Origin of the sequence: Streptomyces tendae, from assembly GCF_014650435.1 — a bacterium.
Classification (GTDB): Bacteria; Actinomycetota; Actinomycetes; order Streptomycetales; family Streptomycetaceae; genus Streptomyces; species Streptomyces tendae.
Map to the genome: position 1 here is coordinate 386,301 of NZ_BMUY01000004.1, position 14,510 is coordinate 400,810.

Consider the following 14,510-nt stretch of genomic DNA (forward strand, 5'->3'; position numbering starts at 1 on the left):
GACCGGCACGAGCCTTCTCCACCCGGCCGCCGCGGGCGGCCCGCTCCCCGGTTCTCCCCGGGTGGCTTCACCCGACCGGCGGACAGGAGCGTCGCCGGGCGCGGGGCGCGCCGCGACGGCGCGCGCTGCGGGGCGGGCCCCACGGGGCCCACACTGAGGTCATGGGTTACCCCGATCCGCCGCCGGCGGTGTCACGGCGTTTTCCCGACGGGCCGGTGAGTGTGGCGGCGGCCCGTCGGTTCGTGGGCGCCGCGCTGGACGGTGCCCCGGCGGATCTGGTGGGCACGGCCCAGCTCCTGGTCAGCGAGCTGGTCACCAACGCGGTGCTGCACGCGCGCACCGAGGTCGAGGTGAGCGTGGCACGCCTGGACGGCCGGGTGCGCGTACGCGTCGGAGACCGGCGGCCGGGCCGTGGACTCGTACCGCAGCGCTGTTCGCCGTACGCCGGCACGGGGCAGGGGCTGGCGCTGGTGGAGCAGTTGGCCTCCCGGTTCGGGGCGGACGGCGGCGACGCGGGCAAGACGGTGTGGTTCGAGCTGTGGCGCGACGGTCCGCCGCCGCCCTCGGCCGGATGGGAGACCGGGGTGCCGCCGCGGCCCGCCGAACGGCCGGTGACGCTCGTCGACGTGCCGACCGCCCTGGAGTCGGCCTGCCGACAGCACCGGCACGCGGTGCTGCGCGAGCTGACCCTCGCCGCGTTCGCGGGAGACCGCCTCGGGGTGCCGTCCGAGGACCTCGTGGCGGCCAACGACGTCAACAACGTGATCAGCGCCGGTGTGGCGGCCGTGCTGGATGAGCCGGTCCCCGAGTCCGGTCTGCGCACCCTGCTCGTACCGCTGTCGGCCGACGCCCTGCCGGCGGTGCGGGCGCTGCGCCGCGTACTCGAGCCGGCCGAGATGCGGGCACGGGAGGAGCGGCTGCTCACGCTGCCGGCCCTGCCCCGCGGCCGCGCCTTCCAGGACTGGCTCTTCGACGAGATCACCGGGCAGCTGACCGGGTCCCGGCCCACCGCGTGGACCGTGGTCCCCCGGGAGCCGGAGGTCAGCTCCGCCGAACTCGTCCCGTGGGACGTGGGCCAGGTGCGAGCCAGCAGGATGCCGACCGTCGCCGCCGACGAGGGCAACCGGATCGTGGCGGCCAACGGGGCCGCCGCGGACCTGCTGGGCTGGGGCCCGGACGACCTCGTGGGCCGCCGCCTCACCACGCTGATCCCCGAGCATCTGCGCGAGCGGCACACGGCCGCGTTCTCCTCGATGCTGCTCACCGGACACACCCGCATCGTGGGACGCTCCGTGCCGCTTCCGGCGCTGCACCGGGACGGCAGCCTGGTGCCCGTACGGCTGTACATCCAGACGCAGGAGACGGCCGACGGCCGCACCGTCTTCGTCGCCCAGCTCGTCCCGCGGGCGGCCACGTTCCTCGGTGGTCCGCGGACCCCCGGCAGGATCCGGGAGGCGGCGGTCGGGGAGCCCGACGGGGGCCGGTCGCGGGCCGTTCCGGAGGCCGGTGGCAGGACGTCCGGTGCCGGCGGCGGCATGACCGCGCTGGACCGGCTCACCCTTCTGGCCGATCTCGCGGCCCAGCTCAACAACACGCTGGACCTGGACGAGGGGCTGCAGCGCGCCGGCCGGCTGCTGACGCGGCGGCTGGCCGACTGGTGCGTGGTGGACCTGTTCACGGCGAACGCCGGGGTGGACCGGGTCTGTGTCGTGCACCGGGACCCCCGGGCCCTGCGCCCCGGGGCGTACGAGGGGACGCTCTCGGAGGTCTCCGAACAGTCGCGGGGCCCGCTGGCCCGGGTGCTGCGCGGAGCCGGGCCCCTCCTGCTGACCGAGGCCCCGCGGACGGGCCGGGCCGGGAGCACGCTGGACCGCGCGTATGCCGACCTGTTCCGGGAGTTGGGGGCGGGCAGCGCCGTCGTCGCTCCGCTGCGGGCCCGCGGCGAGATCTTCGGCGCGCTGACCCTGGCCCGCGCGTCCGGCGGGCGGCCGTTCACGGAGGAGGACCTCACGCTGGTCGACGACCTGGTGCACGGTCTCGCGCTGGGGGTGGACAACGCCCGTCTGTACCAGGACACCCGCTCGATCGCCGAACGGCTCCAGCGTTCGCTGCTGCCGGTGCTGCCGGAGGTCGGGGGTCTGCGGCTGGCCGCCCGTTACGCCGCCTCCTCGACCACCGCGCAGGTCGGCGGGGACTGGTACGACAGCTTCGTCCTGCCCGGCGGGAACACCGCCCTGGTCATCGGCGACGTCACGGGCCACGACCTGGACGCGGCCATCGCGATGAGCCAGTTGCGCAGCATGCTCCGCGGCATCGCCGTGGACCGCGAGGAGCCGCCCGCGGAGGTGCTGCGCCGGCTGGACCTGGCGAACCACAGTCTCCACCGGGAGGCGACCGGAACCTGTGTCTACGGCCTGGTCAAGGGGCCCGCCGAGGGCCCCTGGGAGCTGACGCACTCCTCCGCCGGGCATCTGCCGCCGCTGCTCACCACCCAAGACGGCCGAACCCGCTACCTCGACGGCGGGGGCGGCCTGCTGCTCGGCATGGACCCCGACGCGACCCGGGGCACGGCGCGCAACGCGCTGCCCGCCCACTCGACGCTCCTGCTGTACACCGACGGCCTCATCGAGCGCCGCGACGAGCCCCTGGACGACGCCCTGCACCGGCTGCGCCGGCACGCCGCCGACCTGGCCCGGGAGCCTCTCGACACGTTCTGCGACGAGCTGTTGATCGGCCTGGGGGCGGACAGCACGGACGACATCGCGGTCCTCGCCGTCCGCCCCACGCCGCCCTCGTCCGAGCGGCACGGGCCGCCCGAGGGATGACGATCGGGCGCCGGGCCCGTACGTCCTGCCCGTTCGGGCACCTCCTTGTGCCTCGGCGGCTCCTGACGCCGGTCGAGGAGCATCGATAGCGTCCCCTCGTGAGCATCACGTCCCGGCGAGCGGCCAGATGAACGACGAGCGGCTGACCGTGGCGTGGACGGCCGACGAAACGGACGGCCCGCCGGCGGAACCCGACCGGCCGGAAGCGCCGGAGTCCGCCCCCGGGCGCAAGCGCCGCGGGCCGGGGCCCTTCACCCTGCTGGTGCTGCCCGCCCTGGTGACCGTCACCGGTGTGGCCGCCTTCCTCGCGCTCGGCGGGCTGCCCGACCCGTGGCCCGACGACTCCGACGCCAAGCCGTCCACCGGGGTCGACGTCGACCCGTCGTACGTCCCGTGGCTGCGCAAGGCGGCCTCGGCCTGCACGGTCCTCGAGCCGTCCGTGCTCGCCGCGCAGATCGACCAGCTCTCGGGCTGGAGCGACGACTCGGACGCGCTCTCGGGCCAGAAGGGCATCGCCGCCTTCACCGACAGCGAGTGGCGGACCTGGGGCAAGGACGACGACGGCAACGGGCACGCCTCGCCCCGCGATCCGGCGGACGCCATCATGGCGCTGGGCCGCCGGGACTGTTCGCTGGCGAAGAAGGTGACCGAGCTGCGCACCGAGGGCAGGGTCAACGGCGACCTCGTGGAGCTGACCCTCGCCGCGTACGCCACCGGACCGGACGCCGTGACCGAGGCGGGTCGCGTTCCGGCGGAGGCGGAGACGTACCTCGACGAGGTCCAGGCTCTGCTGCCGCGTTACAAGGCACTCGACCGGGAGGACTCCGGCGGCGCGGGCGGCCCCGCCGGCGCCCTGCTGACCGCGCCGGTGACGCCGCTCACCGTCACCTCGCCCTACGGTTCGCGCGAGCACCCGCTGACCGGGGTGACCAAGCTGCACACCGGCGTGGACTTCGCCGCCCCGCAGGGCGCGCAGGTCGTGGCGGCACGGCGGGGCCGCGTCGTGTTCGCCGCGCTCACCAGCGCGTACGGCAACCGCATCGTGATCGACCACGGGACCATCCAGGGCAAGCGGGTCGAGACGACCTACAGCCACCTCTCCGCCCTGGACGTGGCCGTGGGCCGGACGGTGGAGGCCGGGACGCCGATCGGACGGGTCGGCTCCACCGGTCTGTCCACCGGCCCCCATCTGCATTTCGAGGTCATTCTCGACGGGTACTACACCGATCCGGGCCCCTGGCTGACCACGTAGGGGTTTGATCCGGCGGATCGTGTCGAAGACCTCAACATGACCCAGTCGAAGCGCGAGACAGAGCGGAAGTACGAGCCGCCCTCCGGCGGCGTCGCCGGGCTGCCGGACCTCACCGGCGTCGGTCCGGTCGCCTCGGTCACCACGGCCGGGCCCGAGGAACTCGACGCGGTGTACCACGACACCGGGGACCTGCGGCTCGCCGGGGCCTCGGTGACGCTGCGCCGCCGTACGGGCGGTCCCGACGCCGGCTGGCACCTGAAACTGCCGATCGGCGGGGACACCCGGGAGGAGGTGCGGGCTCCGCTGTCGGACGACGTGCCCGAGGCGCTGCGCGAACTGGTGCTGTCCCGCACGCGCGGCGCCCCGCTGCGTCCGGTGGTGCGGATCCGGTCCACCCGGGCCGTGCGGCAACTGCGGGACGCCGGGGGCTCGGTGCTGGCCGAGCTGAGCCTCGACGAGGTGCGCGCGGACGCGACGGCGTCGGGCGGCGGCCGCGCCGAGTGGGGCGAGCTGGAGGTCGAACTCGCCGACGGTGTCGGCCCCGCACTGCTGGACGTGGTGGAGAAGAAGCTGCGCAAGAAGGGGATCGTCCGCTCCGACAGCCCGTCCAAGCTCGCCCGGGCGCTGCGCGACACCGGCCTGGGCGGGCCGGTCGTGCGGCGGCCGTCCGCCGGGGTGGTCGCCGGGTCCGCCGGTTCGTATGTGCTCGCCTACCTGCGCGAACAGGTGGGCACCCTGGTGGCCCTGGATCCCGCCGTCCGCCGTGAGCTGCCCGACGCGGTGCACCAGATGCGGGTCGCGTGCCGCCGGCTGCGCGGTTGCCTGCGCTCCTACCGGTCGGTGCTGGACCGGCGGGTCACCGATCCGGTGCGCGCGGAACTGAGGTGGCTGGCGGGTGAGCTGGGGACCGCGCGGGACCAGGAGGTGCTGCGGGAACGCGTCGACGCCGGGCTGGACGGGCTCCCCGGCGACCTGGTGCTCGGTCCCGTCGCCGCCCGGCTGCGGGCGTGGGAGGTGTCCCGGGGCGTGGACGTGCGCTCCCGGACGCGTCAGGCCCTGGACGCCCCGCGCTACCTGCGCCTCCTGGACGCGCTGGACGCGCTGGTCGGCGGCCCGCCCCTGCGCGCCAAGGCCGCCGGGAAGCCGGCCCGGACGATGGCCCGGGCGGTCCTGAAGGAGTACGGCCGCCTCGCCGGGCGCATGGAGCGGGCGCTCGCGCTTCCGGCCGGCCGGAACCGGGAGACGGAGCTGCACGAGGCGCGCAAGGCGGCCAAGAAGCTCCGCTACGCGGCCGAGGTCGCACGTCCGGCGCTCGGCAAGCCCGTCGCCCGGCTCGGCGACCACGCCAAGGCGGTGCAGCAGTTGCTGGGCGAGCACCAGGACGCCGTGGTCGCCCAGGCCACCCTGCGGGAGCTGGCGGTGGCCGCCCACGGTGCGGGCGAGTCGGCGTTCACGTGGGGGGTGCTGCACGGCCGGGAACGGGCGGTCGCCGAAGCCCGGCAGCAGGCGCTGCCCGGGGTGTGGCGGTCGGCGTCGGATCCCGCGCTGCGTGCCCCGCTCGCCCACTGAACGACGACAAGTCTTGCGCCGAGTCTTGCCGGATCAATGACTCACCACTTAAATCACACCTTGAACTAAGCCGCTGCGTCCTGCGGTTGGCCGGTCCTGTCCCCGACGGCCGGCCCGTCCTGTCCTGTCCGCATCCTCAGAAAGCACCCGTATGCGACTCAGATCCTTGGGTGTCGCGCTCGTCGCCACGGCGGCGCTCGTCACCCTCCCCGCTCCGATGACGGCCACCGCGGCCGACACACCCCTCTCCCAGGGCCGGACGGCCACGTCGTCCTCGGCCGAGAACACCGGAACGCCGTCGCAGAACGCCGTCGACGGCGACACGGCCACCCGGTGGTCGTCCGCCGCGAGCGACGACCAGTGGCTCCAGGTCGACCTCGGCGCCACCGCCTCCGTCACCCGGGTCGTGCTCGACTGGGAGGCGGCCTACGGCAAGGACTACAAGATCCAGCTCTCCCAGGACGGGAGCACCTGGACCGACGCCAAGACGGTCACCGGCGGCGACGGCGGCACCGACACGCTGGACGTCTCGGGCCAGGGCCGCTATGTCCGTATGCAGGGCGTCCACCGGGCCACCCCCTGGGGCTACTCCCTGTGGGAGTTCCAGGTCTTCGGCACCACCGGCGGCACCGCGCCGGGCGGTTCCTGCGGCACCGCCAACGCCGCGCAGGGCAGGCCCGCCTCCGCCTCCTCCGTCGAGAACGCCGGGACACCGGCCGCCGCGGCCTTCGACGGCGACGCCGGCACCCGCTGGTCCAGCCAGGCCGCCGACCCGCAGTGGGTGCGGGTCGACCTGGGCACCGTGCAGGACCTGTGCAAGGTGGACCTGAACTGGGAGGCCGCCTACGCCAAGGACTTCCGCATCGAGGCGTCCTCGGACGGGCAGAACTGGCAGACGCTGAAGAGCGTCACGGGCGCCACCGGGGGCAAGTCCTCCTACGACGTGAGCGGTTCGGGCCGCTACGTCCGCGTCCACGGCACGGCCCGCGCCACCGGCTACGGCTACTCGCTGTGGGAGGTCGCCGTGCACACCGGCACCACCAGCACTCCCCCGGTCGAGGGCGGCGGCGACCTGGGGCCGAACGTCATCGTCGTGGATCCCTCCACGCCGAACCTCCAGCAGAGGTTCGACCAGGTCTTCGCCCAGCAGGAGTCCAACCAGTTCGGCAGCGGGCGCTACCAGTTCCTGCTGAAGCCGGGCACCTACAACGGGATCAACGCCCAACTGGGCTTCTACACCTCCATCTCCGGTCTGGGCCTCAACCCGGACGACACGCAGATCAACGGTGACATCACCGTGGACGCGGGCTGGTTCAACGGCAACGCCACGCAGAACTTCTGGCGTTCGGCCGAGAACCTCGCCATCACGCCGTCCAACGGCACCGACCGCTGGGCCGTCGCCCAGGCCGCTCCGTTCCGGCGCATCCACGTCAAGGGCGGTCTCAACCTCGCCCCCAACGGCTACGGCTGGGCCTCCGGCGGCTACATCGCCGACTCGAAGATCGACGGCACGGTCGGACCGTACTCGCAGCAGCAGTGGTACACCCGGGACAGCTCGGTCGGCGGCTGGACCAACGGCGTCTGGAACATGACGTTCACGGGCGTCGAGGGCGCTCCCGGCAGCAACTTCGAGACCGGCCCGTACACCACGCTCGACACCACGCCGATCTCGCGCGAGAAGCCGTTCCTCTACCTGGACGGCAACGAGTACAGGGTGCGGGTCCCCGCCAAGCGCACCAACGCGCGCGGTGTCTCCTGGCCGGCCAACGCCGGTGGCACCTCGCTGCCGCTCAGCCAGTTCTACGTCGTCAAGCCCGGCGCGACGGCGGCGACCATCAACGCCGCGCTCGACCAGGGCCTCAACCTGCTGTTCACGCCGGGTGTTTACCACATCGACCAGACCATCGAGGTCGATCGCGCCAACACCGTCGTGCTCGGCCTCGGTCTGGCCACGATCATTCCGGACGGCGGCGTCGACGCCATGCACGTGGCCGACGTCGACGGGGTGCGGCTCGCGGGCTTCCTCATCGACGCGGGGCCGGTGAACTCCGACACGCTGCTGCGGATCGGGACGCCGGGCGGCAACGCCGACCACTCCGCGAACCCCACCACCATGCAGGACGTGTTCATCCGCGTCGGCGGCGCGGGACCCGGCAGGGCCACCGACTCCGTCGTGGTCGAGAGCGACGACGTGCTGATCGACCACACCTGGATCTGGCGGGCCGACCACGGCGAGGGCGTCGGCTGGGAGACCAACCGCGCCGACTACGGCCTGCGGGTCAACGGGGACGACGTCCTCGCCACCGGCCTGTTCGTCGAGCACTTCAACAAGTACGACGTCTACTGGAGCGGCGAACGCGGGCGGACCATCTTCTTCCAGAACGAGAAGGCCTACGACGCCCCCAGCGAGGCCGCCATCACCCACGACGGCATCGTGGGCTACGCGGCCTACAAGGTCGCCGACTCGGTGAACGAGCACGAGGCTGTGGCGCTGGGCAGTTACTGCAACTACACGTCCGACCCGACGATCGTCCAGCACCACGGGTTCCAGGTGCCGGTCAAGCCGGGCGTCAGGATGCGCAACCTCCAGGTGATCTCGCTCGGCGGCATGGGCCAGTACCGCCATGTCGTCAACGACACCGGCGCGGCCACGTCGGGGACGGACACCGTGCCGTCCAAGGTCGTCCAGTTCCCTTGAGGGACGACGCGCCCCGCTCGGTGCGGGGCGCGTCACCCACCGGGTGAAGGAAGCCGGGCGCTCAGGTTCAGGCGAGTTCCACCAGGAGGTCGCCGCCCTCCACCTGCTGGATGCGGTTGATGGCGAGCCTGCTCACCGTGCCCGCCTTCGGGGCGGTGATGGACGCCTCCATCTTCATGGCCTCGATGGTGGCGACGGTCGCCCCGGCCTCCACCGCGTCGCCCTCGGCGACGGCGAGGGTCACCACGCCGGCGAACGGCGCCGCGACATGGCGGGGGTTCGCCCGGTCGGCCTTCTCCGTCACCGGGACGTCGGAGGCCGCCGAGCGGTCGCGGACCTGGATCGGGCGGAGCTGTCCGTTCAGGGAGGACATCACGGTGCGCATGCCGCGCTCGTCGGCGTCGCCCACCGCCTGCAGCTCGATGAGCAGCCGGACACCGGGGTCGAGGTCGACCGTGTACTCCTTGCCGGGGCGCAGCCCGTAGAAGAAGTCCTTGCTGTCGAGGACGCTGGTGTCGCCGTACGAGGCACGGTGCGTGTCGAACTCGCGGGCCGGTCCCGGGAACAGCAGCCGGTTGAGCGTCGCCCGGCGGTCCTTGCCGAGGCCGTCGCGGTCGTCCTCGGACAGCTCGGCGAGCGGCTTGGCCCCGGCGCGGCCCCGTAGCGCCTTGCTGCGGAACGGCTCGGGCCAGCCGCCGGGCGGGGTGCCCAGCTCGCCGCGCAGGAAACCGACCACGGAGTCCGGGATGTCGAACCGGTCGGGGTCCTGCTCGAAGTCCGCCGGCGAGACACCGGCGCCCACCAGGTGCAGGGCCAGGTCGCCGACCACCTTGGAGGAGGGGGTGACCTTGACCAGGCGGCCCAGCATCCGGTCGGCGGCGGCGTACATGGCCTCGATGTCCTCGAAGCGGTCGCCGAGGCCGAGCGCGACGGCCTGGGTGCGCAGGTTGGAGAGCTGTCCGCCGGGGATCTCGTGGTGGTAGACCCGGCCGGTCGGGGACGCCAGGCCCGCCTCGAAGGGGGCGTAGACCTTGCGGACGCTCTCCCAGTACGGCTCCAGGTCGCCGACGGCCTGGAGGTCGAGGCCGGTGGGCCGCTCGGTGTGGTCGGTGGCCGCCACGATCGCCGACAGCGACGGCTGCGAGGTGGTCCCGGCCATGGACGCCACGGCTCCGTCGACGGCGTCCGCGCCCGCCTGGATCGCGGCCAGGTAGGTGGCGAGCTGGCCGCCGGTGGTGTCGTGGGTGTGCAGGTGCACCGGCAGGTCGAACTCCCGGCGCAGCGCGGAGACCAGCGTCGCTGCGGCCGGGGCCCGCAGCAGCCCTGCCATGTCCTTGACGGCCAGCACGTGCGCGCCGGCGTTCACGATCTGCTCGGCGAGCCGCAGGTAGTAGTCGAGGGTGTAGAGCCGCTCGGAGGGGTCGGACAGGTCGGCGGTGTAGCACAGCGCGACCTCGGCGACGGCGGTGCCGGTCTGCCGTACGGCCTCGATGGCGGGCCGCATCTGCTCGACGTCGTTGAGGGCGTCGAAGATGCGGAAGACGTCGATGCCGGTGGCGGCCGCCTCCTGCACGAAGGCGTCGGTCACCTCGGTGGGGTACGGGGTGTAGCCCACGGTGTTGCGGCCGCGCAGCAGCATCTGGAGGCAGATGTTGGGCACCGCCTCGCGCAGCGCGGCCAGCCGCTCCCACGGGTCCTCGGCGAGGAAGCGCAGGGCGACGTCGTAGGTGGCGCCGCCCCAGCACTCCAGGGAAAGCAGCTGGGGCAGGGTGCGGGCGACGACGGGCGCCACGGCGAGCATGTCCTTGGTGCGCACCCGGGTGGCGAGCAGCGACTGGTGGGCGTCGCGGAAGGTGGTGTCGGTGACGCCGATGGTGGACGACTCGCGCAGTCGGCGGGCGAAGCCCTCGGGGCCCAGTTCCGCCAGCAACTGACGTGATCCGGCCGGGGGTTCACCGGTCGGCACGGCAGGCAGCTTGGTCAGCGGGTCGATCAGCTCGGGGCGTTCGCCGTGCGGCTTGTTGACCGTGACGTCGGCGAGGTAGGTCAGCAGCTTGGTGCCGCGGTCGGCGGAGTGCCGGGCGGTGAGCAGGTGCGGGCGCCGCTCGATGAACGAGGTGGTGACCCGGCCGGCCTGGAAGTCGGGGTCGTCCAGGACCGCCTGGAGGAAGGGGATGTTGGTGGCGACGCCGCGGATGCGGAACTCGGCGACCGCGCGCCGGGCCCGGTTGACCGCGGTGGTGAAGTCCCGTCCCCGGCAGGAGAGCTTGACCAGCATCGAGTCGAAGTGCGCGCTGATCTCCGTACCGGCGTGGGTGGTACCGCCGTCGAGCCGGATGCCGGAACCGCCGGGCGAGCGGTACGCGCTGATCTGCCCGGTGTCCGGGCGGAATCCGTTGGCCGGGTCCTCGGTGGTGATGCGGCACTGCAGGGCGGCGCCGCGCAGGGTGATGTTCTCCTGGGCGAGCCCGAGGTCGGCCAGCGTCTCACCGGCGGCGATGCGCAGCTGGGACTGGACGAGGTCGACGTCGGTGACCTCCTCGGTGACCGTGTGCTCGACCTGGATGCGCGGGTTCATCTCGATGAAGACGTGGTTGCCGTCGCGGTCGACGAGGAACTCCACGGTGCCCGCGTTGCGGTAGCCGATCTGCCGGGCGAAGTTCACGGCGTCGGCGCAGATCCGCTCCCGCAGGGCCGGGTCGAGGTTGGGCGCGGGCGCCAGCTCGATCACCTTCTGGTGGCGGCGCTGCACCGAGCAGTCCCGCTCGAAAAGGTGGATGACGTCGCCCTCGCCGTCGGCGAGGATCTGCACCTCGATGTGGCGGGGTTCGACGACCGCCTTCTCCAGGAAGACGGTCGAGTCGCCGAAGGCGGAGGCGGCCTCGCGGGAGGCGGCCTCGATGGCCTCGCGCAGCTGGGCGGGCTCCTCGACCCGGCGCATGCCGCGCCCGCCGCCGCCCGCGACCGCCTTGACGAACACGGGGAAGCCGACGTCGTCGGCGGCGCGCACGAGTTCGTCGACGTCGGTGGAGGGCGCGGAGGAGCCGAGCACCGGTACGCCGGCCTCGCGGGCGGCGGCCACGGCACGGGCCTTGTTGCCGGTCAGTTCGAGGATCTGGGCGCTGGGTCCGACGAAGGTGATCCCGGCCTCCTCGCAGGCGCGGGCCAGTTCGGGGTTCTCGGACAGGAACCCGTAGCCCGGGTAGACGGCGTCGGCGCCCGCACGGCTGGCTGCCCGGACGATCTCGTCCACGGAGAGGTACGCGCGCACCGGATGCCCCGGCTCCCCGATCTCGTAGGCCTCGTCGGCCTTGAGCCGGTGCAGCGAGTTGCGGTCCTCGTGCGGGAAGACGGCGACGGTGCGCGCGCCGAGCTCGTAGCCCGCACGGAATGCACGGATCGCGATCTCACCGCGGTTGGCGACCAGCACCTTGCGGAACATTCTTGATCCCTTCAGCCTGCCGGGTGACGAGACCATGGTGTCGGCGCCGCCCTCGGTACGCCATGTGAGCCGGGCCACTCCCGGCTCCTTCATGAAGCTGCGCCGTCCATGAAGCTGCGCCGTGGCCGTCGGGTCAAGGGCCCGCGTCAGCGCAGGGCGGCGGCCAGGCGGTGGCGGATGCGGTCGACGCCGACCGGGGTGCGGGAGGGGGCGGCGGTGGTGCAGCCGGGCAGCCCGGCCCTGGCCAGGGTGCTCAGCAGCGCCCGGGGGCCGCTGTCGAGGTAGGTGGTGAAGCCCGCCAGGCGCAGGGCGCTCAGGCTCCGGTGGAAGGCGAGCGGCTCGCAGAGGTGGGCGGCCGCGATCGTGCGCAGCTGGGCCGGGGTGCGGGCGGGCCCCGGCACGGTGGCCGTGTACACGGGCAGCGTGGGCGGGGCGACGGGCTGCGCGCGCAGGAGGCGGCGGAAGGCCCGGTGGACCTCGGTGAGCAGGGGGTGGTGGTAGGCGGTGCGGCTGGTCAGCGGGGTGGCGCGACGGCCGAGCGCCCGAGTGGTGCGCCCGAGGGCGGCCAACTGGTCCTCGGGCCCGGCCAGGACCGTCTGGCCGGGGGCGTTGCGGGCGGCGATCCGCACCTGCGGCAGGTCCTCGGCGCGCAGCAGGTCGGCCGCCAGCTCGGCGGTCAGGTCGGTGGCCAGCAGGCCCGCCGCCGGGAGCGCCGCGTCACGCAGCAGCCGGTCGCGGACGTGCAGCAGCCGGACGCCCTGTTCGAGGGTGACGACTCCGGCGACGGTGAGCGCGGCGAGGTCGCCCACGCTGTGACCGAGCACCGCGTGGACCGGGGTCGCCGCGAGGTCGAGCAGGACGGTGGCGGAGGCGACCACGGCGGCGTAGGTGGCCAGGTCGAAGGCGAGGGGGTCGGTGCGCACGAGGCGGTCGGGGTCGGGCGCCCCGGCGTCGGTGAGGAGGCGGCCGACGGAGGTTCGGGGGCCGCCGAGCGCGGTGCCGTGGGCGTCCACCGTCCGCAGCACCCGCTGGACGGCGGGGACCTGGCCGAGGTGGCGCAGGGCGCCGGGGAGGTAGGCCCCCTGGCCGGGGCACATCAGCACGGTGCGTGGTGTGCCGCCGGTGGGGGCCGGGTGATCGTTCCTCATGAGGCGTCGGCGAAGGCGAGCGCGACGTTGTGCCCGCCGAAGCCCATGCTCGTGGTGACGGCGGCGAGCGGCCCGGAGGGCAGTGCCGCAGGGTCGCGGCCGACGACGTTCAGGCCGATCTCGGGGTCGACCCGTTCCAGGCTGCACGCGGGCGGTGCCGTCCTGTCCCGCAGGGCGAGGACGGTGAGGACGGCCTCGATCGCTCCGGCGGCGCCGAGGGTGTGCCCGAAGGCGCCCTTGGTGGCGCTGACCGCCACGTCGTCCACGCCCTTGGCGAAGACGCTGTGCAGCGCCTGCGCCTCACCGAGGTCGCCGAGCGGTGTCGAGGTCGCGTGGGCGTTGATGTGCTGGATCTGCTCCGGCACGAGCCCCGCGTCGCGCAGCGCGGCGTCGACGGCCGCCGCACAGCCCGTACCACCGGGTGCGGGCTGTGCCACGTGGTGGCTGTCGTTGGTGATGCCCGCCCCGGTCAGCCGTCCGTGGACGCGGGCGCCGCGGGCGGCGGCGTGCGCGGCACTCTCGACGACGAGCATGCCCGCGCCCTCCCCCATCACGAAGCCGTCCCGGTCCGCGTCGAAGGGCCGGGAGGCGCCCTTGGGGTCGTCGTGGCGCAGGGAGAGGGCCTTCAGTCGCGCGAACCCGGCCAGGGCCAGCGGATGCAGCGCGGCCTCGGCGCCGCCCGCGACCACGACGTCCGCGCGGCCGTCCCGGATCAGGGCGAGGGCCTGGGCGAGTGCCTCGGCGCCGGCGGCGCAGGCACTGACGGGGGCGTGCACACCGGCCTTCGCGCCCACCATCAGCCCGACCTCGGCGGCCGCGTGGTTGGGCAGCATGACCGGGATGGCCCGCGGGCTCACCCGTGCCGCGCCCTGTGTCTGGAGGCGGTGGTTCTGCTCCAGGACGCTGGTGACACCGCCCAGCCCCACCCCGACGACCACGGCCACCCTCGAGCCGCCCGCGGCGAGCGCCGACACGTCGGGGAACCCGGCGTGGTGAACGGCCTCGCGGGCGGCGACGAGGGCGAACTGCGCCGTCCGGTCGCAGTGCGCCGCCTTGGCGGACGACAGGACCGTCCTGGGGTCGACCGCCGCCGGTGCCGCGAGATAGACCTGCGCGGGACCTTCCGGCTCTGCGAAGTCGACGCGTTCGACGCCGCACACGCCGTCCAGCAGGGACCGCCAGGTGGTGGGGACGTCGCCGCCCAGCGCGGTGGTCAGGCCCAGCCCCGTGACGACGGCGGACCGTTCCTCCGCGCGGCCCCGGGCGGCCGCGTGTCGTGGGCTCACGCGGTGCCGCCCGCGGGGGCGGCGACGGCCTCGGCGAGGTGGGCGGCGATCTCCCGCACCGTCGTGAGCCGGTCCGCCTGCTCCTGCGGCACCTCGATCTGCCAGCGGTCCTCGATCGCGGCGACCAGTTCCAGCCGGGCCAGCGAGTCGACCCCCAGGTCGTCCTGGAGCGAGGAGTCGGGCTGGATCTCCTCCACGGTGAGGTCCTCGACCGTGGCGGCCAGCAGGTCGCGCAGTTCGTCGAGCAGCTGTCGTTCGTCGGCGGCGGACGGCATGTCCGGTACCTCCTT

The 14,510-nt window shown here is 73.9% G+C and carries 8 protein-coding genes; 4 read left to right on the plus strand and 4 right to left on the minus strand.

The features are described 5' to 3' along the window. Nucleotides 1-161: 161 nt before the first annotated feature. The 4 genes from IE258_RS13770 to IE258_RS13785 all read left to right on the plus strand — a co-directional run bounded on the left by IE258_RS13770 (nucleotide 162) and on the right by IE258_RS13785 (nucleotide 8,344). The gene (locus IE258_RS13770; RefSeq protein ID WP_189743236.1) at nucleotides 162-2,825 is read left to right on the plus strand and encodes a SpoIIE family protein phosphatase; all 2,664 of its coding nucleotides are present in this window, start codon (nucleotides 162-164) and stop codon (nucleotides 2,823-2,825) included. 127 nt (nucleotides 2,826-2,952) lie between these two features. Beyond that, complete coding sequence (locus IE258_RS13775; protein ID WP_189743238.1) at nucleotides 2,953-4,077, plus strand: M23 family metallopeptidase; 1,125 nt, start codon at nucleotides 2,953-2,955, stop codon at nucleotides 4,075-4,077. Nucleotides 4,078-4,113: 36 nt separating this feature from the next. After that, nucleotides 4,114-5,646: a CYTH and CHAD domain-containing protein gene (locus IE258_RS13780; protein WP_189743240.1), complete on the plus strand. Its 1,533-nt coding sequence runs from the start codon at nucleotides 4,114-4,116 to the stop codon at nucleotides 5,644-5,646. A 151-nt stretch (nucleotides 5,647-5,797) separates the two neighbouring features. Then, the gene (locus IE258_RS13785; RefSeq protein WP_189743242.1) at nucleotides 5,798-8,344 is read left to right on the plus strand and encodes a discoidin domain-containing protein; all 2,547 of its coding nucleotides are present in this window, start codon (nucleotides 5,798-5,800) and stop codon (nucleotides 8,342-8,344) included. 67 nt (nucleotides 8,345-8,411) lie between these two features. Here IE258_RS13785 and IE258_RS13790 read toward each other — a convergent pair whose 3' ends face one another. The 4 genes from IE258_RS13790 to IE258_RS13805 all read right to left on the minus strand — a co-directional run bounded on the left by IE258_RS13790 (nucleotide 8,412) and on the right by IE258_RS13805 (nucleotide 14,495). Then, nucleotides 8,412-11,786 carry a pyruvate carboxylase gene (locus IE258_RS13790; protein ID WP_189743607.1) on the minus strand — a complete coding sequence of 1,125 codons (3,375 nt, stop codon included), beginning with the start codon at nucleotides 11,784-11,786 and terminating at the stop codon, nucleotides 8,412-8,414. A gap of 146 nt (nucleotides 11,787-11,932) precedes the next feature. After that, nucleotides 11,933-12,934, minus strand: coding sequence for an ACP S-malonyltransferase (locus IE258_RS13795; RefSeq protein ID WP_189743244.1), 1,002 nt, complete (start codon nucleotides 12,932-12,934; stop codon nucleotides 11,933-11,935). Beyond that, complete coding sequence (locus IE258_RS13800) at nucleotides 12,931-14,220, minus strand: beta-ketoacyl-[acyl-carrier-protein] synthase family protein (RefSeq protein ID WP_189743247.1); 1,290 nt, start codon at nucleotides 14,218-14,220, stop codon at nucleotides 12,931-12,933. Before IE258_RS13800 ends, IE258_RS13795 begins: the two co-directional genes overlap by 4 nt. Beyond that, nucleotides 14,217-14,495 (minus strand): acyl carrier protein, encoded by a 279-nt coding sequence (locus IE258_RS13805; protein ID WP_159323730.1) that lies wholly within the window; start codon nucleotides 14,493-14,495, stop codon nucleotides 14,217-14,219. Before IE258_RS13805 ends, IE258_RS13800 begins: the two co-directional genes overlap by 4 nt. Nucleotides 14,496-14,510: the final 15 nt, after the last annotated feature.